Origin of the sequence: Bacteroides sp. AF32-8BH (genome assembly GCF_003435205.1) — a bacterium.
In the GTDB taxonomy this organism is placed as follows: Bacteria; Bacteroidota; Bacteroidia; order Bacteroidales; family Bacteroidaceae; genus Bacteroides; species Bacteroides ovatus.
The window spans coordinates 1-19,584 of the sequence record NZ_QVLZ01000041.1 but is presented as its reverse complement, the minus strand read 5'-3'; the positions used below and the strand labels follow the sequence as shown (position 1 = coordinate 19,584).

Genomic DNA, 19,584 nt, shown 5'->3' with positions numbered 1-19,584 from the left:
GCGCATGCCTGTACCAGTATGAAACTGGTACGGGGCGTGCCTTTGTTGTTGGAACGCCACGTCCATGTTAGAGGGTACGTTTCCGTACCCTTATATAAACATAAAACAAATTCAATGGTTCAAACAATTGCCACCCTGATAGATGAGACGCTCATGGTAATGGGCGCCCATCTTCACGTGCGGATGACAGACGAAGAAAAGGCGTATCTTGATGCTCATTTCGAGCTTATCCATATCAAAAAGGGAGAACACCTCGTCACCAGGGGCGAGGAAGTATGCTACCTCTATTATCTGGAATCCGGCATCGTCCGGTTATGGTTTCCGGACAAAGAGAATAGAGAGATTTCAGCACGGTTTATCCAAGCCAAAGAGTTCATCAATTTTTTCCTTTCACATGAAGAACACCATGCCCACTACAATATCAAGGCATTGGAGCCATGCAAGATCTGGAGATTGCCCAAAAAAGATCTTCATCAGCTATATGAGTTATCCATCAATTTCAACAAGCTGGCCAGAATACATTTGGTAAGATCCATCAACCGCAAAATAATAAGGGAAGAGGAGTTTTACACACTGGATGCCGAAGCGCGTTACAAAGCGCTTTTGGCCAATGAAAAATGGCTGTTACGTTCAATACCCTTAAAAGACATAGCAAGTTATATCGGCATCACGCCACAAGCATTGAGCAACATCCGAAAGCGCATATAAACCAAACCCTATAAGCCGGGCAGGACAGTTTTACACAACTAATCCTATCCGGCTTTTTTCTGTAGAATTATTCCACACCTGCCGGTTTACGGCACATGTATTTTTTAATGCACATTAAATAAACACGAAAGGCCCTTTAAAAGCCCTTCATAAAATTTGTCCTCCCGTATATAATCTATATGTTTGGAGCGAAAACAACGCGATAAGCACCTTGATTCGGTTCTGCCGACAGGAATCCGCGTAAATTGGAAACACCGTATGAGACAAATAGAAAAATATATAACATTAATAACCTAAAGAGTAATTCCCATGGAACACATCAGACTGACTGCTATCAGCCTTAGCCTGCTGTTATGCACCGTAAGCGCTTTTGCGCAACGCCATTATGAGAACATCCCGGCACTTGAATTGAACTACGGCACTAACCTGTTCGGCAATGCAGGCAACTATTACAACCTGTCCTTTTCCAGATACATCAACCGGACAAGCTATTGGAAAGCCGGGTTTAGCTATTTTGAGAAACCTTACGAATATACAGCCAACCTACCGCAAGTCTCTACCTTGAACCCGGAAGAAACGATTCCCGAAACGATACATGACAAGGGTAAGGACTTTTTTGTGGACGGCGGTTATTACAGAACCCTGGCCTGCAACCTGAAATCCGTTTACTGGGGCATCGGCCTGGGAGGATTCATCGGTACAGAATACGTCCGCCACCCCGATAAGGAATACAACTTCATCATCGGCCCGAAACTGGAAACGGAACTGGAAGTATTCATCCTGCCCCGAACGGCATTGCTTGCCCGCATACAACAACATTGGAATCCCCTATCCATTGACAAGTGGAACACTGTCTGGAACGTAGGAATAAAGATACTGCTCTACTAACCGACAAATCATATCACCATGCTTATTATCATATTGTTAGCCGATACAAATGTATCCGGCCTGATCTCCTTATACCGTGAAATAGGCGCCATGCTGATAGGGGTAGGCTTTCTATGTGCCGGACTAGCGGTACTTAAAAAGCTGATAAGCAACCACGAGCGCACCAAAGAGGCCATCATCACCTATATCACGGCATTGGTCACTTGGCTCATTATCTGGCAACTCTTATGAACGTAGTGGATTTGATACTGGTTGCCATACTCGCCTGTGTCACGCTTCACTTTTACTTTCGGAAAAAGAAGAAAGCACTTTCTTCCGGAAAGGAGAAAGAGAAGCCGATAAGGGAGGCGGTGCGCAAGGAAGGGCAGGAGAGAGCCTGTCCGGTCATCTGCGTGGTATTTCAGCCTGAGCTGGAAGAAGAGGAATTGGCTGCCGAGATAGCCGATATGTACCTGCATGGAAGAGCCTACTACTACTCAGGCAAACCACTGCCGGAACAGCCGAAAGAAGAGCCCATATCCATCAAGTATAAGGATGTGCAATGGGAGAGACTGAAAACGATTCATGTTTAATTAAAAAATAGGAACAAAATGAAAGCAATCGAAAATGTAAGAGAAAAAGCGAACCAAGTCATTAACCGCTATGGAAAGGTTATCTTCACCTTTCTCATATTCTTCACGCTGTTGGGAACGGCACAAGTGGCGGAGGCACAAAGCGGCCTGAAGATTAACAGCCTATCCGAAGTGACAGACAAAGCCAAAGAGGGTGCGGACACCATTCTGGACGTAGCCAAATACATTTTGGCGGCGGTACTCGGCATCGCTCTGGTCTTTGTCATCTATTCGCTTGCCACGAACAATCCCCATGCCAAGGAATACCTGCTCGGCTGGATCATCGCCGTGGTAGTCATCATGGTAGCCTTCCTGATTATCTAAAAACGAAGAGCCATGAGAACCATGCGTAAAATCAACAAGCCGATCAAGTTCTTCGGTCTGTCATCGGGACAGTTCGCCATCTTCATGCTGCTGACGGCCATCATCATCATCGTGAGCATATTCAAGCAGCTGCACCCGATACTCATCATCGGAATCATTTCCGCCATTCTGTTTCTATCCGGTCTGCTGTTCCAAACCTTGAAAAAGGAACACAAGGCCGGTAACCCGGACTACCTGACCGGCCTCCGGATCAAGAACGCCACCCCCCGGCAGATAACGGACAAACGGCAGATTTTCAAATTCATCCTAAAACAGCAACCATGATAGGAATCATCATACTCATATCCCTGCTAATCTGTGCGCTGTGCCTGCTGATTGCTCTGCTGTATATCCGGCAGACAGAGATAGAGGTGAAGGACAAATCCGTGGATCTGGAAAGTGTCTTGCCTATCCAGACCATCACGGAGAACGCCGTCATCAACGGGAACGGTGACATCACCGTCGGCTACCGGCTGCTTCTGCCCGAAGTGTTCACCTTGTCGGAAAGCGAGGCGCAATACATCCATGAGCGGTTGGAGGCTCTTTTGAAGCTGCTTCCGGCAGGCACGGTCATCCATCAGCAGAATTTCTACTATACGGGGCGATACCATCATGCAGAATACTCTTCCAATGCCCTGATAGCGGAGAACAACCGTCATTTCAACGGCAAGGAGATACTGAACAGTTACACCAACCTGTATGTGACGTTCACGAACGGCAGCCGAAACGGTAAGATACGCAAAAGCGCATCGGGCACCTCGCTGATGCGAAAGCTGCACTACCCGTTCAAGCAACCTTATAAGGAATATCAGCAACGGCTGACAGAAATGGAAGCCTTTCTGATGAACTTTGAGAACGGTTTGTCGTCCATCCAGCAGTTTGAGATACGCAAGATGGATGATACGGAACTGAACAACGCCATCTACGACTACGTCAACCTCTCTTACGAGACACCGGAAAACGATGCCACGCAGAAGAGCGTCAACCCTATGGCTGTCAGTGAAAGCGGAAGCATGAAAATAGGGCAGCAGCACGTTTCCATCCTTTCGCTGACCAACGAAGGCGAGCATCTTCAGGAACTGGCCGTGCCGCACACCGGCAAGTCGAAGGCATACGGGGGAAACATAGAGATACCGGACAGCATACGGAGCAAATGCTCGATGCTGTACCCCGTAGGACTTGGCCTGCCGTTCAACCACATCGTAAACATCGTGATAGAGATAACCGATCCAGATGCCACCGTAACGGCCATCGGTGCGGAGAAAGACGCGCTGAACTACATCACCAACTTCTACCCTCCGGCGGCAGAGAAGCAACGCGAGCAGGCAGCCTTCTGCGATGAGATTACCCAGTTCGACTACCAGACCGCCTATACCGCCTTCAATGTCGTGCTGAACGATACAGACCGCACCTCGCTCATGCGGAAAACCGCACTGGTACAGCAAGGCTTCAGCTTTATGAACCAAAGTTCGTGCTATGTGGAGAACGCCGAGCTGTGCAACCTGTTCTTCTGCAACATACCCGGCAATGCCAGGGCCAATTACCGGGGCTTCGTCAACACGACCAAGCAGGCCATCTGCTATCTGCAAAAAGAGGGGATGTACCTTTCGGACGAGAAAGGGCATATCTACCATGACCGTTTCGGTACTCCCGCCAAGATAAACCTCTGGGATTATCCGGCGCTGAACAACAAGAACCGCATCGTTATCGGCCCGTCCGGTTCCGGTAAATCTTTCTGGCTGAACAATTACATCCTGCAAAGCTATGAGCTGGGCCGGGATGTGATGATCATTGACATCGGCGGCTCTTACCGCTCGATGATAGCCTTGAACCGGGGCAAATACTTCGACTCTACCGAGCAGAAGAAATTTGCGTTCAACCCCTTCTTGTGTGACCGTGACAAGAACGGCAAATACCTGTACATCGACACCACGGATGCCGAGTCTGCCGATGACCAGATAAAGACCATCGTCGCCATTATCAGCTACATTTGGAAGGTACGTGAACCCATGCTGCCTGCCGAAAACGCCATTCTCAGGAAATCCGTCATCGGATTTTACGACTATGTGAACAATTCTTCAATAGGAGAGAAGCATGAGCGTATCTTCCCGACGCTGATAACTTACCGGGCTTATCTGAAGGAAGTGTTCAGCAAACGGATGACCGAGTTTGAGAAACAGAAATTCGAGATAGAGGAGCTGTTGCTTTTACTGGAACCCTATACGGACGGAGAGCTGTCATTCCTGCTGAACGCTACCGAGAACGTGGATATCGTGCATGACCGGCTGATAGCCTTCGATATGGAAGATGCCTCTAAGAAAGAGTACTTTCCACTCGTTGCCATCATCACCCTGCAAATGATCGTGGATAAAATCAAGAAACGCCAGGGGTTTGCCAAAGAGCTAATCATCGACGAAGCACTCGACTTCCTGCAAGACGAGAAATTCGGAGACTTCATCGCCTACCTGTACCGAACCTTCCGTAAAAAGGAGGGAAGCATCACGCTGGCCGCACAGAACATCCTGTTTTTGAAAAACATGCCGTCCAGTATCAAGGACTCCATCATCATCAACTGCGCGACCAAGATTATCCTCGACCATTCAGAACACCGGCAGAACCTGCCGGAAGTGAAAGCCGTGCTTTCCATCACGGACGAAGAGGCCTATATGATCGAGTCGTTGCAGCGCACGGAACGCTGGAGAGAGTTTTTCATCAAGATGTCGAACGATGCCTTCATCTTCCGCAACGAGGTGTCCGACTTCGCCGCCGTAGCCTTCGATTCGCGCCAGGCGACAGTAGTACGACTGAAGCAGTTGTTCAACGAAAGCGGCTCGACCTATACGGCCATCAACCGCTATCTGGAGGAAAGGAGGAAAAAGTATGGATGACGCCACCCAAGGGCTGACCGCCCTTCTAGGCTGGTCAACCGACTTCAACGGCAGCGCATACAATCTTGCCGGAAGCATTGCCGCCGCACTTTTGGGCGTTGCGCTCATTTTCGTGGTATGGGCACTCGCCACGAAAAAGGAAAATGCCAAGAGCTATCTGACAGCCTGGCTGGTATGTGTCATATTCACCCTATTATTCATCACCAACAAATAACCGTCATGAAAAGAATCATTCTCATACTCGGACTTGCCGCCTCGATAGGGCTGATGGGAACCGGCAGTGTTCATGCCCAGTTCGTCGTGCATGATCCCGGCCACACCCTGCTGAACTCAACGGAATGGATCGCCAATGTCAAGAAATGGGTTACACAAATCAATGAAATGATCGATGCCCAGGAACTGCGGCTCGGCCTGCAAAAGATCGACCAGTTGAAGGAACTCAAATCATTGAAAGAGCTTGCCGACCTGCTGGACGACGTAGCCTGCCTGAGCAGCGACTACAGCTTTTACCTGAACGTAGGATCGAATTACCACTGCCTGAAATTTCTCAACTTTCAGCGTGTGACCGTCAATCTGAGCCTGAGTACCGACCTGCTGTTCAAGGTGGCCACCGTGACCAGTTACTTCTCGATGAACTCGGAAGGGCGCATGTCCTTTATCGAGCAGGTGAAGGAATCGGTGGAAAAAGCCGCCGAAGAGATGCGTGAGTTTAACGAATCCGTGCGTTCCACGGTCATTTACAAATCCATGAAGGGGCATAACCGGAAGACCTATTACCAGGGACGGTTGGCCGCTTTCACACGACACACCAATTAAAGCGTTATGAATCAAGATAATTTTCTCTGGGGACTTCAGATCACGGACGGTCTGACGATGGAACTCGTTTCGCAAATGACAGTCATCGCCTTCGGTGTTGGTGTCATCTGCTTTATCTGCAACCTAGCATACAACTATCTCTATCACGGAGCCAGCCAGCTGTTAAGCCCGAATGAGGACAAATTTCCCGACATGATGGAAATCGCCCGTTGCCTGGTACTGTTCTTCTGCCTAAGCATATACACCCCCATCGCCCAAACCATCGTAGGCACGATGGAAGTAATCAACGAAGCCACCTCGCTGACCTCCGAGCGTGCGCAGGAATTTGCCCAGTTCATGGCACAATCAGCCATCGAACAAGGAGAGATGATTGCCGAATACGACAAACACAGCCTCCAGTCGGAGGTAGCAGCCGGAGAAGACAGCACCGGCGCCATGCAGCACGAACTGGATAAAAAGATGGAAGAGGACGAAATGACCGGTGTACGCTCCAGCGTGGAGAAGATTGTGCAGCTGCTCAACCCCGCCAACCTCGCCACCCTTGTGCTTCATGGCATTTCCGCCCTATTGGTAGGAATCATACAAGTAGTCATCTTGGGTATCGGCGTGGTCATTGTCAAGCTACTGGTCATTCTCGGCCCGTTTGTCTTTGCCGTAAGCATGTTGCCGGTCTTTCAGAAACAGTTGAGTATCTGGTTCGGTACGCTCTGCTCCGCCTGTATGGTATTCACCGTCATCAATATTCTGAACCAAATCATATGGCAGACCTTCAAGGCCATCTATACGGAAAGTGCCGACATGGTGGACGCAGCTACGCAGCAGATACAATATTTAGGAATGGATCTCGCCCTGATTGGTGCTTATTGCAGCTGTTTCTGGCTATCCTCCAAAATCGTAGGACACAGCGATGCCGGGAAAATCATTTCGAAAACCGTGTCAATCGTCACCACGGCGGCCACCATCGCCCTGATGGGAGGCGCAGCGGCAGGCGGCAAGCTGACCAACGTAGGCGGTGCCGCCTCTATCGGGGCAAGTTTCATAAACGACAACAATAAAAAATAGAACTATGAATCTGATGAAATTCAAAGGAGCAGATGATGCGGTCAAGCTGACTATCCGGCTTTCAGCCGGGTACTGCATCATTCTGACTATCGCTTTTGCCAGCAGTATCATCTTCCTTATCAACAAAATAGAAAAAGCATACGGCCAGGCTCTCGTCATCGACAGGCAGGGAGAAGTCTATGAGGCAAGCAGCCTGTCTGCCAGCGATATGCGGCAATACGAATACATGAACCATGTAAAGACCTTCGTAACCCACTGGTATGCCTTTGACGAGAGCAGCTACGAGAAGAACATTTCGCTTGCGCTCAACCTCATAGGCAACAAGGGGAAGGAGCTGTTGAACGAGTACAACGATGTGAATATGCTGAACTCACTCATACAAAAGAATATCCGTTACGGGGTACGCATCAAGGATGTAGAGATTAACACACAAACGATACCCGTTTCCGGAAAGATAATCTTCACGCAGACCGGGTACCGGGCACGGGGAAGCATCTCACGTAATATCGAAGCGGAGTTCACCATCTATGATATGCTGTCCCGCAGCGAGGAAAATGCGCACGGAGCCAAGATAGAAGATTGGATTGTCCGCTATTCCGAACCCGTGGAAAGCAACGGCACCAACACATCGCAGGCAGCTTCTCCGGGCAAGAATGAAAACCAGTCAGAAACCTCTAAACCAACCGACCATGGAACCGAATAAACTTATCAAAGACAAGAACAAGCTGTTGATGGCCATCCCGGTAATCCTGGGCATCCTCTTCCTTTATGTATTCTTCATCCGTGAGGACGGGAACGTGCCGTCAGGGAGTGACAGACAGGCCGCCTCGCAAGCCTTTTTGGAACCACAGTCGGAAATGGCCGACAAGGTGAACGACAAGATGGAAGCCTATAAGCAGGACAAACTGGAAGAGCAGGAGAAGGCACGCATCCTGAAAGAGTCTCAGGTCAAAGGATCTGATTTTTACTTCGAGCTGCAAAACCAGCAGGAGCGGTATGACCGTGCCACACTGGAGCGCATCCGCCGTATGCAGAACGATCCGTACAGCGAAGTCATGGCAGAATACGGAGGTGGCCGGAACGGACGCTTCTCTCATCAGCTGGAAAGCCAACTGGACGGACTGGAGGACGAGCAGGCGCTCAACGAGATTATCCGGGAAGCCAAGAAGAACTCACGCATCCGCAAGGAACTGGAAGAATCCGACAAATACCGCAAGCGCATGTATGAACGGATTGTCAATTATGACCAAGAGGGAAAAACGGAGAAAGCCGCTGCCAACCCTTCCGGCCATCCATCCGCCGACAGCCTGATGCAAAAAGGCCCGATCTACCATGCCGAAAACGGCAAGCGGGTACGCCGCCAACCGACCTCCGCACCGGGAAACAGCAACCTCTTCAGGGCTTGCATCCACGGCGACCAGACCGTAGTCACGGGCAGTACGGTACGGATGCGGTTGCTTCAGGACGTAACCCTATCCGGCATGAAGATACCGGCCAACACGCTGTTTTACGGTATCGCCACTTTGGGAGCCAACCGCCTCGATGTGGTAGTCAGCAACCTGAAGGTAGGAGACAACCTCAATCCCGTATCGGTGGTTGTCTTCGACAATGATGCCATGGAAGGTTTGAACCTGCCCAATAACCTGAAAGCCAGTGCAGCCAAGCGTATGGAACAAGGTCTTGTACAGAACATTGACATGCCGCTCTCTTCCATCGGCACGATGGCCAGCGAAGTGACCAGCGTAGTCAACGCCACCACCCAGGTAGCCAAGCAAATCTTGAACATGAGCCTCTCACAAGTGAAGGTACATCTCAAGTCCAACTACGAAATGTATATCCAAGAAGAGAGTCAGGAATCGAAGTTGCGTAGGCAAGCCGTGCAAGCGGAGTTACAGAAGCTCTATGAGCAAATGGAACAAGAGAAAACGAACAAGAAAAATCATCCCCTTCAAACATTGATAGACAAATTATGATAGACATTCTCAATTACCTGCTTGCGCTGTCAGCGGTCTTTTTCGGCTATCGGATCTACGTATCACGCCGGAACGGACGAGCCTTTAAAGAAATCCGTCCGCTGACCGTTTCTTTCGGCATTACCCTGCTTCTTCTATGGGGCATTACCGTATTCACCGCCTTTTTTTCAAGAACCGTTTAACATATCGACAACATGAAGAAATATATTTATCTACTGTTTTACTGCTTTGTGTGCAGTCTGCCGCTCTTCGCTCAGGAAAACGGCACTCCCCGGAAACAAGCCATCAGCCAAAAAGACATCTTTATCTCTTTCGACTGTGTGAAACACCTGGTATTTCCTGTGCAAGTATCTGATATCGCCATCGGCGAACAGGAGCTTGTCATGGCCAGCCGGGTAGAAGAGGCGCCCCATATCGTCAGGCTCTCGGCGCAAGCGGAAGGATTCACCGAAGAGACCAACCTGACCGTAGTCTGCATCGACGGAAGCGTTTACACCTATCACATCCGCTACCTTCCCGAAGGCGGCACGGATTCGTACCCGAACATTTACGAGGACAACGGGAAATGGCAGCACCATGACTATCAGGCAGAAGTCAGCGACCTCCATCTGGCCGAGTTCTTCTTTCCGGAGGACATCGCTTACGGAACGCCCGGCAACGAGGTGTCCTTCACTCTGGCCGCCTACAACAACCAGTTGAAAGTATCAACCGCCAAAGATGCCGTGGCATATTCCAACCTGTTTGTGGTGGATAAGGCCATGAACACTTACCACATCACCATCAAACGGGGCAATACCTCCGTATTCACCTACAATTTTGATGACCAGCGCAAATATACCGCCCATGTGGATGTGAACAGCGAGGAAATGGAAAGATGCATCCAAGAGCTGCGCACCAAGAAGCGCAACATCTACAGCCTGGGGGTCATCGAGAACAAGTTTGAGTTGTCAATGGCCAATCTGTATGTGCATGAGGACTTCATGTTTTTCATCTTTGACCTGAAAAACAAATCATACATCGACTACGACATCGAGTTTGTCAAATGTTTCCAGCGTGACCAAAAGAAGAGCAAGAACGCCATCCAGCAAGAAACGACCATCGAACCTATCTATCAGAAAGATTTTGATACGAAAATCAAGGGCAAGAGCCGGAACCGGCTGATACTTGGTTTCGACAAATTCACGATACCCGATGATAAGGTATTCGAGATCGAGATTTACGAGCGAAACGGCGGGCGGCACATCAAGCTGGCCGTGTTGAACGAATACATCCTTTCCGCAGAACCCTTATACAAGCCACAGCCATGAAACTGAGAGAAGCATTAGACACCTATATGTTCGACAACGTGGGACAGTTCGGCGGCATCGCCGAATCACTGGGCTATCAGACCGAATACCGGGACGGATATTTCCGGTTCCGCAAAGACGGGGAAGAGCTGAGCATGAGCGTAAGCGAAATCAGGGAAAAAGCCGGAGCAAAGTACGATGAAAGCCTTCGTGACCAATCAAAAGAACGTGTATCCGCCCTTTTTGACAAGGAACGTGCCAATGATCCTAAATATGTCGCCGAGCTGGAGAAGGATGGCATCAGCATCAAGCGGTGGGAGAACCTGAAGGGACATGACAAGGACGGCTTTACCGTCATCGACCATCGCCTGAAGGTATGCTACACCGGACAGTCGCTCTATGAATACGCCTACAAGCAAGGGAACATCCTCGACGGGAAAGGCACCAAGCTGGAAAAGGGTGTCATGTCTGATTTGATGGAGATACACGGCAAACCGGGGAAGCTCCGTTTCAACGATGACGGAATCTCCGTATTCTACCGCAAAGAGGCGTTGGTTATCCCGGACAAGGTGCTGGGAAAGAAGTTGGGCAAGAAAGAGAAAGAACAGCTGCTTGCCGGTGACATCGTACCCATCACCGTAAATAAGAAGGACATCCTGCTGCAAGTTGACCGGGATCTGAACTCCGTCATCCTGCGCACCAACCAGGAAATCAAGATTCCCGACATCATCGGGCAGACCAGCGAATATGGCGGCTACAAGTTAACCAAAGCCGACAAATACCTGCTCGCCAACGGCCATGCACTGGAGAACAAGCTGCTGCACAGTCCGGAAGGCTACTTCATTGCCGACATCCAACTGACGGATGACAGGAAAGGAGTCATGATACAGAACATACAGAGTATCACTCCCGGCAAGGCACAAGAGCTGATCAAGGCCATGACCCCCAAACTGGAAGCCCATGCGGCCAACATAGAAGCTGCAAAAGAGCAAAAACACGAAGAGGGGCGCAATATGGAAGCCGAGTTTAAGGAAGCGGTGGGCAAACATGACTTTGAAAAAATCGGGAAGCTCAAAGAGGAAGGATATAAACCCAGTGAAGAGTTTATCAAAGGAATCGGTAAGGAACACGGTCTGGATGAAAGGCAAACCCATGAAGTCATCCAGCTGTTCGGCACCAAGCCGGAAGAACAGGGCGAACATGAAAGGCAGGCCGCACGTCTGTTGGATGCCGCACAGACCGACAACTTTCATGTCATCCAAGAGATACAGAAAGAAGGGTACCGGCTCACTCAAGAAGACCTTACCCGGATGCGTGAAACGGGTGTGCAAGCCAACACACTGATAGCCGTACAAAAGATTTTCGGGATGGAAGGCAGCACAAAGACACTGGGAGATGTCAAACTGGCCAGCACACCCAAACCCGACAACAGCAAGGAAATGGCCCGTCCGATAGCCAGCACCATCAACCGGGCTTTCAATGACTTATAACCTAAAAAATCAGGAATTATGGATTACGATGAATTAGTACAGAAAAACATTGCAGGAGAAATCAGTGACTTAGAGTTTCTACTTGCACAGGAAGAGCTTGCACAAGCCTATCAAGAAGAGATGGCTGCCAAGCAGCAAGAGACAAACAACCAAACGGCCAGAGAATGGCTGCTTGATTACGAGAACAGAAATCTATACCAATAAATCATGGATACAGCAAGTGATAAAGCATTACAGCGTTTCGCCGAACTGATGATCGAAAAGATAAAGCAGGTGGAAGACAACTGGCAAAAGCCTTGGTTCGGGATAAAGGGTGGGGGACTTCCGCAAAATATCGAGGGAAGAACCTACAACGGAGTAAATTCCTTCATGTTGTTTCTACTTTCGGAAAAAGAGCAGTACAGCCTGCCGGTCTATATGACCTTCATGCAAGCCAAAGACAACGGCCTTAACATACTGAAAGGAGAAAAGTCATTCCCAGTCATTTACTGGAATTTCTCAGTAAGAGACAAGAACGGAAAGAAAATACCTTTCGACGTATATAAGAACCTGGATAAAAACGAGCAGCAGGAATATAAGGTCACGCCGTTTCTGAAGACATACAATGTGTTCAACGTACAGCAGACCAATCTTCAGGAAACGAAACCGGAGAAATGGGAAGCATTGAAGGAGCAATTCAAGATACCGGCCATCAAGGACGAGCAAGGGATGCTCACCGTGCCTCTGATTGATGCGATGGTACGGGAACAGCAATGGATCTGCCCCATTTATTCCAAGGAAGGAAATAGTGCTTACCATGCAAGGGGAGAAGATAACCATATCGTCGTACCCCTGAAGGGGCAGTTTAAGGACGGAGAGAATTTCTACTCCACACTACTGCATGAGATGGCGCACTCGACTGGAGAACCTGAGCATCTGAACCGGGAAAAAGGCGTGATTTTCGGAGACAAGCAATATGCCAAAGAGGAACTGGTTGCCGAACTCACCTCCGCTACCGTCGGGCAAAGCCTGGGAATATCCACCCATATCCGGGAAGAAAATGCCATGTATCTAAAAAACTGGCTGGGAGCCTTGAAAGAAGATCCCAAATTCATCTACAACATCCTTGCCGATGTAGGAAAAGCCAGCAATATGATTCAGGAACATACCGCACGGATGGAACAGTACCTCACACCGGAGGAACGGTTCACGCAGGCCGTCCTGCAAGACAACCGTCCGGTATTGGAGCAGATGAAAAACGAAGGTTTTACCCCTTCATCACGGTTATTGGAAAGTGTTGCGGCAAACCATCCTACAGCCGACAACCTTGAAACGCTACACAGCACTTTCGGCATTTCGCTGCCTTCCATGGAAGCGGAGCCAGCCATGAAAAATATGAATGAGCCACAGCTCGGATTATAAACTTTTAAAAACCATCATTATGTTTACAGGACAAATTATCGGTTATGTCGGTGCGGATGCCCGGCAGAACAAGAACGGAAAAGGATTCAACTTCCATGTATCCACCAAGTACAAGAACGTGAACAACGAGGAACAGACCCTATGGGTATGCTGTTTCGTGAATTACGAGAGTAAAGTCTTTGAGTATCTGAAAAAAGGGACACAGGTATATGTCTGCGGCGATGTGTATGCCGATGTATTCCAGAAGGATGACGGTAGCCACATCCCATCCGTCAGCCTGACCGTCTCACGCATTGAGTTACTGGGAAAGGCAGAGAAAAAAGAGAGCGGTGACGGAACGGCATCCGGACAACCCCAATAACAGCAACGGCCATGGAAAGAGAGAAGAAAGACCTGTCATTCATCCTGATCCTGCTATCCACGCTCATCGGGACAGCCGTACTGTTTCAGTGGGCTATCGTTACGGGATTATACGCTCCACTACGTAATCCGGCCATGTGGGAAAGGCTGATGGAGAAGGATATCCTATTCCGGTTTCTCTACGTTATCCTGATCGGAGGCCTCGCTTTTCTCTTTCCGGTTGGCAAAGTGAAAGACGAAAACAAGAAATGGGTTTACACCAGTATGACACTGGTTACGGCATCCATGCTGGTTGTCGGATTCAGCCGGTTATCAGCGTGGTATAACCTATTTGTATTTCCCATTCTATTCGTAGCGTACACGCTGCTTGTCATCAAGACTCTGCCTTATTTCATCCGGCGTCATGCCCAATCCGATGATAGCATTTTCGGGTTAAGCCGGGAAGAATCGGCTTTCTACTTCCGCTTTGAAACCGCCTCCGGGCCGCTGGTCATCCATAAGCCGCAGCAGAATGTCTATATCGACGGCGGTCCGGGAAGCGGTAAATCAGAGAGCTGGATCAAGGGAATCATCTACCAGTGCGCCGAGCGCAACTATGCCGGATTCGTGTACGATTGGGAGGGTGATCCCACCAAGGACAAGTCACCCATCCTCTCACGTATCGCATACGGAAGCATCGAACATTTCCGGAACAAGGGGATGGAAACACCCCGTTTCGCCTATATCAACTTTGTGGATATGTCACGCACGGTCAGGGTGAACGTACTTTCTCCGCAATACATGTCAAAGGGAAACGAATCGCTATTCATCCGCAATATCATCATGACACTGATGAAGAATCTGGAAGCAAGCTGGAAGGAAAAGACCGACTTTTGGGCCAACAATGCCATCAACTACGTCTATTCAATCGCCTATAAATGTTTCAAGGAAAGGAAGCTTGGTATCTGTACGCTGCCCCATGTGATAGCCCTTGCTCTTTCTGACAGCAACCTAGTATTCCACTGGCTGTCGGAAGATCCTGAAATCGCATTGAACATGTCCTCCATGCTGACCGCCTGGAAACTGGGTGCACAACAGCAGACAGCCGGAGCCGTATCATCCGCACAGACTCCGTTGGTACTCCTGAACAACAAATACATCTTCTGGGTGTTGTCGCCACTTCCCGAAGAAGAGTTCTCTTTGGATATAACCAACAAGGAACACCCAACGCTGTTATGCGTAGGCAATGCGCCCACCATCAAGGAAGCCGTTTCCCCTGCTATTTCCTGCATCGGCAGCGTCTTGATGTCACAGATGAACAATCCCGGCAAAGCGACCAGCATATTCATGGTAGATGAATTTCCGACCATCCTGTTGCAAGGCATTGACACTTTCATCGGAACCGCCCGGAAGCACAATGTCGCTACCATTCTCGCCGTTCAGGACTTCAACCAAGCGGTCAGGGACTATGGAGAGAAAAGTGCCAACATCCTGAAAGCCTCCTGCGGAACGCAGGCTTACGGTATGACCGGAAATGAGAAGACCGCCAAAGACATCGAGAACTTGCTTGGGGAGAAGAAAGAAGCGCAAGAATCTTATTCACACCAAGCCGGTGGCAATAACAGTGTCACGGAGAGCCTGCAAAAAGAAAAAGTCTTAAAGGCAAGGGACATTGCCGGACAAGCAGCCGGACACTTCATTGGCAAGATTGCCGGAGGCAAGCCGCCATTCTTCAGCGTGCAGATGGATATGTGCCGTTTTGAAGAGAAGGAGATACCCCGTTTCTCCTTACCGGTCAAACTGGGCAACGGCAAAGAAGAGATGGAACTGGAAATCCTGGAAGAGATTATCCAGCAGAACTACATCAAAATCATTGAAGATGTCAACGCCATCCTCAAAAAGATAGAGGACAAATTAAAAGAAAAGTCAGCAGTTCCGCCAACCGGGACACACAAGACAGAACAAAAAATCATCCGATAACATTCAACAAAAGAATCCTACCATGAGAAAAATTCATTCATTATTAGCGGCAGCCTGCTTATTGGCCGCTTCATGCAACAAAGAGGAAATCCAATCGGAAACAGACAAAGCCGGCATGTATCACATCACCGTAGCCGTAACCGGTTCCTCACCCAAAGGCAGTGTGCATATATATAATCTTGACGGCGTGAGATTCAGGAACGAACGCACCGGTACCTCCGCAGCTTCCGTAGATGAGAGTTTCACCGATAAAGCGGAATACAGCACGGAAAAGCCTGTCAGCCAAATTACCGTGCAAGGCATTCTCTATTCAAAAGAGAGTGCTATCATCACCATGCAGATAAAAAAAGACGGGGAAAGCGTATTCAACCAGAGCAAACAGTTGGAGGCCGTTCCCGGTATAGACACTACTGTTGATTTGGTTTACAGTACCTTGAAATAAAAATGCAGACGAATCAAAAAACATATACTTTCTCTTCCATATTTAGATGATATTTCTTATCTTTATGAAAGATAATCTTTCTCATTTATAATCTAAGCTCAGATAAAATGAGATTCAACTAATCCAGTCAACGTTATGAAAGTCGATTTCAATCAGATAAAAACAACCATTTCTCTGCCCGATTTCCTGCTGGAACTAGGATGGAAAATCGTGGAAGGCTCTTCCAACTCCTGTCCCAAAATGAGCAACGGAACGCATACCATCGTCATCAAGCGGAACTCGCAGAACCAATACACCTATTGGGACGTGCATAGTGACAGCGTGCGTGGCCGCAGTATCATGGATCTGATGCAGGAACATCTATTTGAAACAACCGGAAAAATGCCGTCCTTGCGCGAGGTGGGGGAGATCCTTCAGAACTACATCAACACCAACCGCATCACGACACCTGAAAAAAGCCGGTATGAAGTAGGTAACACAAGCATGAGAGCGGACGAACTTCAATTCTACTTGAGCCAGCTACAACCCTACAAGGGCAATTATCTCCAGAAAAGAGGTATCCTGAAAGAAAGCATTGAAAGCCGGTTCTTCAAAGACACTTTCTTTATCCGTGAGGTAAAGAACAAAGGGAGTGTTTACCGCAACGTGTGCATCAAGATGTACAATGAAAACGGTGTGCAAGCCATTTCTCAACGAAATGAAACATTCAAAGGGATTATCGGTGGCAAGTTCGACTGTCTGGCGACCAGCAACCATGACAAAAGCCGCCCGATAGACATTCTCTACATTGGGGAGTCATTTATAGACTGTATCTCCCACTATCAATTACGCCATTCCGGAAACGACCTCAATCTTGTATATGTATCTACGGAAGGGACATTCACGGAAGGACAAATGAGGCTATTACGCCTGATTCTTGACAAGAACCAGGTAAAGGAGCTCCGGAGCATCTTTGACAACGACAAACAAGGGCACAAGTACACTCTATGGCTGCATCGTTACTTTCATGGCGATACGACTGATGTCGAGAGCCTGAGTAACGATGAACTCCGCAACAAGGTACGGAAACTGAAGAACGTCGAACTTTCGGAAAACAAGGATTGGAACGATGATCTGAAAATCTCGTGTGGCATCTGTTCCTCCACGGAGGACGGCCAGTAACCTCATAGATTTGCTCCATCACATAATACGACAACCTATAAAATCAGATCAATATGAATATCAAGCATTTATTTTTTTGTATGCTGCTCATTGCCTTTTCCTCATGCAGCAAACCCGGCTATGAGAAGGCCATTGCGGAATGGGTTCAGACAGATTCTCACGGCACCTGGACGGATTTAAAGTTCGAACTACTGGAAGTGTTGGAAACAGAAGACGTCACCGTATCGGACAGCCTGTGCTACCTGAACAACAAAAGCGCACAATTATCCGCTGTCATACAGAAAGCGGAAAGTCCCCGTGCCTTATTCAAACCGTCCTTTTCCGCCTATATGGAAGCCGAAAAAAGCCTGAAAGCAACGGATGCCATGAAAGCCATGTACCTGCACCGTGACAGTACGGAAGTTATCGGCAAGATATTAAAATGCAGGTATGCCATCGTCCAGCCACACTCAGGGGTGCAGCAGAAAAAGACGGCTTCTTTCCTATTGTCCCCCGACATGGAAAAATGTATCGGCAAACTAAAGCCGACAAGCAAATAATCCGAGCGTAACGATGTGTAGCGACAACGTTTTTTGGGGTTCTTTTTTGGGCGTCTTCCAAAAAAGAACTCCCACACATTTAGATGTGTGGGCTATTCATTACACTACCATCCTTTCCCTTATCAACGGTATATTATCCCGTACCAAATTCAGAATCCGGTCATGATAGGCTGATAATTGGTTAGACTTTCCACGACACTGGCACACCTCCATCCTGCTAAGTGAAAACTCCACCGTTTCCATGCGCCTTCCATCCACCGTTGCCGACATTATCAACGAATCTTCTCTCTTATAATAGGCGTTGCTGAATACACAATGATGCAGCAACTTTCCCTCTTTGTAAAAGTCCGAAAGGCTTTCCAATACCCGAACCATAATATTTCCATCCGCAAACGAAAGATTAAAGAAACGTGATTTGGCAGCAATATAGTCTTTTTCATCCTTTTCAGAATATTTTTTCTTACATTTCCCCATCACCCAATCATGCGCTTCTTCTACATTCAACGGACACAAATAATGAGGATTTCTCGCATCCAATTTATTTTCTATCAGCATATCCACATAGTCCAGCCACAAGTCCGCATCATGTATCACATAGTCATGTCTTAAACAGATTTTTACATACGTCCAATACTTATCTATACCGTATTTTCTCTCTAAAAATCTCAAGAACAAATTCATTTGCCCTGCCTTATATAATATCTCCATCCGATTATCAGTTAATAATGTCATAAAGAAGGAACTCGGACAAATATCATAAAAGGCACCCTTAAATCCATTCCTCGTAAGTTCGGGTATCACTTTCATTCTCGGATAGATAACTGCCGGGCAAATATCATAAATACGGTCATGATGCACATTCCGCTTACGCAATTCCAAAGAACTTCCATATATCCATGCATCGTAATAAAATATAGACATGCCCCGCAGCAAAGACAGCGTTTCTGTCTTGCCCTCTTTATTCATCCAACACTGTACCGCCTCAATTATAAAGTAATTAGCCGGAGACCCTTTTTTCAGCCGGCAGTCCACCATAAAAAAACGGATAACTTGATATTGCTTGTATGTAGTAATCACACAAAAATATTCTTTATATACAGCCGTCCTTTTCCTGCTATTCTCCAATTTCAGGTTCATACCGCAATGAGGACATTTACAGTTTTTCTTATCTTCCTTATCCCGCCATGTATGCCCACAATCCAAACAAAAGCAATTCCCCTTTGCATCACGCTTGAAATAATGCACAAAGCAATGTTTATAGGCATAACGCTTTTGAGCCTCTGAAACGGGAGCTAACTTCCTGCTCCCATTCACGATTTCCATTTGTAATTTTGTCTTGGGTTTCATATCAAAAAAGAGTTAACTGGGTTTGTACTTCGGTGTTGTTCTCACGTTTAGCTTGTTGACGCTTCTTCAACTTTGCCAATTCTTCCTCCTGCAATTTTTTGATAGCAGCCTCACGAGCCGCTTTCTTTTCTTCCTCTGACAATTCAACATGATGATTTACGACTACATTACATTTCAATGGGCTACCCACCTCAATATTATCTTCCTGATAATAGTGCTTATCACGACTCGCGATAAACACTATTATCCAAAGTAAAATATTATCAAGAGAAATGCTTTCGCATACTATG

At 48.0% G+C, this 19,584-nt stretch carries 24 protein-coding genes; 22 read left to right on the top strand and 2 right to left on the bottom strand.

Annotated features, from left to right (window positions below; translation table 11 throughout):
* Positions 1-114: 114 nt before the first annotated feature.
* From DWZ47_RS23515 to DWZ47_RS23410, 22 genes are all read left to right on the top strand, one after another.
* Positions 115-708, top strand: a complete 594-nt coding sequence (locus DWZ47_RS23515) for a Crp/Fnr family transcriptional regulator (protein ID WP_005868875.1) — start codon at positions 115-117, stop codon at positions 706-708.
* Between the two features lie 309 nt (positions 709-1,017).
* Positions 1,018-1,596: a conjugal transfer protein TraO gene (locus DWZ47_RS23510; RefSeq protein ID WP_005868877.1), complete on the top strand. Its 579-nt coding sequence runs from the start codon at positions 1,018-1,020 to the stop codon at positions 1,594-1,596.
* Between the two features lie 18 nt (positions 1,597-1,614).
* Positions 1,615-1,827: a hypothetical protein gene (locus DWZ47_RS23505; RefSeq protein WP_005868879.1), complete on the top strand. Its 213-nt coding sequence runs from the start codon at positions 1,615-1,617 to the stop codon at positions 1,825-1,827.
* On the top strand, positions 1,824-2,168 hold the full coding sequence (locus DWZ47_RS23500; protein ID WP_005868881.1) for a hypothetical protein: 345 nt from the start codon (positions 1,824-1,826) through the stop codon (positions 2,166-2,168). The genes DWZ47_RS23505 and DWZ47_RS23500 overlap by 4 nt, the downstream gene beginning before the upstream one ends.
* Before the next feature lie 18 nt (positions 2,169-2,186).
* The gene (locus tag DWZ47_RS23495) at positions 2,187-2,531 is read left to right on the top strand and encodes a hypothetical protein (RefSeq protein ID WP_005868883.1); all 345 of its coding nucleotides are present in this window, start codon (positions 2,187-2,189) and stop codon (positions 2,529-2,531) included.
* 12 nt (positions 2,532-2,543) lie between these two features.
* Entirely contained in the window at positions 2,544-2,855 is a 312-nt protein-coding gene (locus DWZ47_RS23490; RefSeq protein WP_005868885.1) for a hypothetical protein, read from the top strand.
* Positions 2,852-5,458 carry a TraG family conjugative transposon ATPase gene (locus tag DWZ47_RS23485; protein ID WP_005868887.1) on the top strand — a complete coding sequence of 869 codons (2,607 nt, stop codon included), beginning with the start codon at positions 2,852-2,854 and terminating at the stop codon, positions 5,456-5,458. Before DWZ47_RS23490 ends, DWZ47_RS23485 begins: the two co-directional genes overlap by 4 nt.
* Positions 5,451-5,672, top strand: a complete 222-nt coding sequence (locus DWZ47_RS23480) for a hypothetical protein (RefSeq protein WP_005868888.1) — start codon at positions 5,451-5,453, stop codon at positions 5,670-5,672. Before DWZ47_RS23485 ends, DWZ47_RS23480 begins: the two co-directional genes overlap by 8 nt.
* A 5-nt stretch (positions 5,673-5,677) precedes the next feature.
* Entirely contained in the window at positions 5,678-6,274 is a 597-nt protein-coding gene (locus tag DWZ47_RS23475) for a hypothetical protein (protein ID WP_005868889.1), read from the top strand.
* A 6-nt stretch (positions 6,275-6,280) separates the two neighbouring features.
* Positions 6,281-7,336 carry a hypothetical protein gene (locus tag DWZ47_RS23470; RefSeq protein WP_005868890.1) on the top strand — a complete coding sequence of 352 codons (1,056 nt, stop codon included), beginning with the start codon at positions 6,281-6,283 and terminating at the stop codon, positions 7,334-7,336.
* A 4-nt stretch (positions 7,337-7,340) separates the two neighbouring features.
* Positions 7,341-8,039, top strand: coding sequence for a hypothetical protein (locus DWZ47_RS23465; protein WP_005868891.1), 699 nt, complete (start codon positions 7,341-7,343; stop codon positions 8,037-8,039).
* A complete protein-coding gene (gene traM, locus DWZ47_RS23460; RefSeq protein ID WP_005868892.1) occupies positions 8,026-9,309 on the top strand; it encodes a conjugative transposon protein TraM in 1,284 nt (427 codons plus the stop codon). The genes DWZ47_RS23465 and traM overlap by 14 nt, the downstream gene beginning before the upstream one ends.
* The gene (locus DWZ47_RS23455) at positions 9,306-9,491 is read left to right on the top strand and encodes a hypothetical protein (protein ID WP_007564699.1); all 186 of its coding nucleotides are present in this window, start codon (positions 9,306-9,308) and stop codon (positions 9,489-9,491) included. The genes traM and DWZ47_RS23455 overlap by 4 nt, the downstream gene beginning before the upstream one ends.
* 12 nt (positions 9,492-9,503) lie before the next feature.
* Positions 9,504-10,616, top strand: a complete 1,113-nt coding sequence (locus DWZ47_RS23450; protein WP_005868893.1) for a DUF4138 domain-containing protein — start codon at positions 9,504-9,506, stop codon at positions 10,614-10,616.
* On the top strand, positions 10,613-12,085 hold the full coding sequence (locus DWZ47_RS23445) for a DUF3945 domain-containing protein (protein ID WP_005868895.1): 1,473 nt from the start codon (positions 10,613-10,615) through the stop codon (positions 12,083-12,085). Before DWZ47_RS23450 ends, DWZ47_RS23445 begins: the two co-directional genes overlap by 4 nt.
* Positions 12,086-12,103: 18 nt before the next feature.
* Complete coding sequence (locus tag DWZ47_RS23440) at positions 12,104-12,289, top strand: hypothetical protein (RefSeq protein WP_005868897.1); 186 nt, start codon at positions 12,104-12,106, stop codon at positions 12,287-12,289.
* 3 nt (positions 12,290-12,292) lie between these two features.
* Positions 12,293-13,486: an ArdC family protein gene (locus DWZ47_RS23435; RefSeq protein WP_005868899.1), complete on the top strand. Its 1,194-nt coding sequence runs from the start codon at positions 12,293-12,295 to the stop codon at positions 13,484-13,486.
* Positions 13,464-13,847, top strand: a complete 384-nt coding sequence (locus DWZ47_RS23430; RefSeq protein ID WP_007564694.1) for a single-stranded DNA-binding protein — start codon at positions 13,464-13,466, stop codon at positions 13,845-13,847. Before DWZ47_RS23435 ends, DWZ47_RS23430 begins: the two co-directional genes overlap by 23 nt.
* Positions 13,848-13,858: 11 nt before the next feature.
* A complete protein-coding gene (locus tag DWZ47_RS23425) occupies positions 13,859-15,805 on the top strand; it encodes a type IV secretory system conjugative DNA transfer family protein (RefSeq protein ID WP_005868904.1) in 1,947 nt (648 codons plus the stop codon).
* A gap of 22 nt (positions 15,806-15,827) precedes the next feature.
* Positions 15,828-16,247, top strand: a complete 420-nt coding sequence (locus tag DWZ47_RS23420; RefSeq protein ID WP_005868906.1) for a hypothetical protein — start codon at positions 15,828-15,830, stop codon at positions 16,245-16,247.
* 135 nt (positions 16,248-16,382) lie between these two features.
* Entirely contained in the window at positions 16,383-17,408 is a 1,026-nt protein-coding gene (locus tag DWZ47_RS23415) for a toprim domain-containing protein (protein ID WP_005868908.1), read from the top strand.
* 53 nt (positions 17,409-17,461) lie between these two features.
* Positions 17,462-17,947 (top strand): hypothetical protein, encoded by a 486-nt coding sequence (locus tag DWZ47_RS23410; protein ID WP_005868909.1) that lies wholly within the window; start codon positions 17,462-17,464, stop codon positions 17,945-17,947.
* A gap of 99 nt (positions 17,948-18,046) precedes the next feature.
* On the opposite strand, the gene DWZ47_RS23405 is transcribed toward DWZ47_RS23410, so the two are convergent.
* Together DWZ47_RS23405 and DWZ47_RS23400 are read right to left on the bottom strand one after the other, a co-directional pair.
* Positions 18,047-19,294: a PcfJ domain-containing protein gene (locus DWZ47_RS23405; protein WP_005868910.1), complete on the bottom strand. Its 1,248-nt coding sequence runs from the start codon at positions 19,292-19,294 to the stop codon at positions 18,047-18,049.
* Position 19,295: 1 nt separating this feature from the next.
* A partial coding sequence (locus DWZ47_RS23400; protein WP_233525098.1) for a Cas9 inhibitor AcrIIA9 family protein occupies positions 19,296-19,584 on the bottom strand: 289 nt, incomplete at its 5' end.

Excerpts from the sequence above, each read along its gene's own strand:
- DWZ47_RS23515 (WP_005868875.1), top strand. The coding sequence starts at position 115 with ATGGTTCAAACAATTGCCACCCTGATAGATGAGACGCTCATGGTAATG.
- DWZ47_RS23510 (WP_005868877.1), top strand. The coding sequence starts at position 1,018 with ATGGAACACATCAGACTGACTGCTATCAGCCTTAGCCTGCTGTTATGC.
- DWZ47_RS23505 (WP_005868879.1), top strand. The coding sequence starts at position 1,615 with ATGCTTATTATCATATTGTTAGCCGATACAAATGTATCCGGCCTGATC.
- DWZ47_RS23500 (WP_005868881.1), top strand. The coding sequence starts at position 1,824 with ATGAACGTAGTGGATTTGATACTGGTTGCCATACTCGCCTGTGTCACG.
- DWZ47_RS23495 (WP_005868883.1), top strand. The coding sequence starts at position 2,187 with ATGAAAGCAATCGAAAATGTAAGAGAAAAAGCGAACCAAGTCATTAAC.
- DWZ47_RS23490 (WP_005868885.1), top strand. The coding sequence starts at position 2,544 with ATGAGAACCATGCGTAAAATCAACAAGCCGATCAAGTTCTTCGGTCTG.
- DWZ47_RS23485 (WP_005868887.1), top strand. The coding sequence starts at position 2,852 with ATGATAGGAATCATCATACTCATATCCCTGCTAATCTGTGCGCTGTGC.
- DWZ47_RS23480 (WP_005868888.1), top strand. The coding sequence starts at position 5,451 with ATGGATGACGCCACCCAAGGGCTGACCGCCCTTCTAGGCTGGTCAACC.
- DWZ47_RS23475 (WP_005868889.1), top strand. The coding sequence starts at position 5,678 with ATGAAAAGAATCATTCTCATACTCGGACTTGCCGCCTCGATAGGGCTG.
- DWZ47_RS23470 (WP_005868890.1), top strand. The coding sequence starts at position 6,281 with ATGAATCAAGATAATTTTCTCTGGGGACTTCAGATCACGGACGGTCTG.
- DWZ47_RS23465 (WP_005868891.1), top strand. The coding sequence starts at position 7,341 with ATGAATCTGATGAAATTCAAAGGAGCAGATGATGCGGTCAAGCTGACT.
- traM (WP_005868892.1), top strand. The coding sequence starts at position 8,026 with ATGGAACCGAATAAACTTATCAAAGACAAGAACAAGCTGTTGATGGCC.
- DWZ47_RS23455 (WP_007564699.1), top strand. The coding sequence starts at position 9,306 with ATGATAGACATTCTCAATTACCTGCTTGCGCTGTCAGCGGTCTTTTTC.
- DWZ47_RS23450 (WP_005868893.1), top strand. The coding sequence starts at position 9,504 with ATGAAGAAATATATTTATCTACTGTTTTACTGCTTTGTGTGCAGTCTG.
- DWZ47_RS23445 (WP_005868895.1), top strand. The coding sequence starts at position 10,613 with ATGAAACTGAGAGAAGCATTAGACACCTATATGTTCGACAACGTGGGA.
- DWZ47_RS23440 (WP_005868897.1), top strand. The coding sequence starts at position 12,104 with ATGGATTACGATGAATTAGTACAGAAAAACATTGCAGGAGAAATCAGT.
- DWZ47_RS23435 (WP_005868899.1), top strand. The coding sequence starts at position 12,293 with ATGGATACAGCAAGTGATAAAGCATTACAGCGTTTCGCCGAACTGATG.
- DWZ47_RS23430 (WP_007564694.1), top strand. The coding sequence starts at position 13,464 with ATGAGCCACAGCTCGGATTATAAACTTTTAAAAACCATCATTATGTTT.
- DWZ47_RS23425 (WP_005868904.1), top strand. The coding sequence starts at position 13,859 with ATGGAAAGAGAGAAGAAAGACCTGTCATTCATCCTGATCCTGCTATCC.
- DWZ47_RS23420 (WP_005868906.1), top strand. The coding sequence starts at position 15,828 with ATGAGAAAAATTCATTCATTATTAGCGGCAGCCTGCTTATTGGCCGCT.
- DWZ47_RS23415 (WP_005868908.1), top strand. The coding sequence starts at position 16,383 with ATGAAAGTCGATTTCAATCAGATAAAAACAACCATTTCTCTGCCCGAT.
- DWZ47_RS23410 (WP_005868909.1), top strand. The coding sequence starts at position 17,462 with ATGAATATCAAGCATTTATTTTTTTGTATGCTGCTCATTGCCTTTTCC.
- DWZ47_RS23405 (WP_005868910.1), bottom strand. The coding sequence starts at position 19,294 with ATGAAACCCAAGACAAAATTACAAATGGAAATCGTGAATGGGAGCAGG.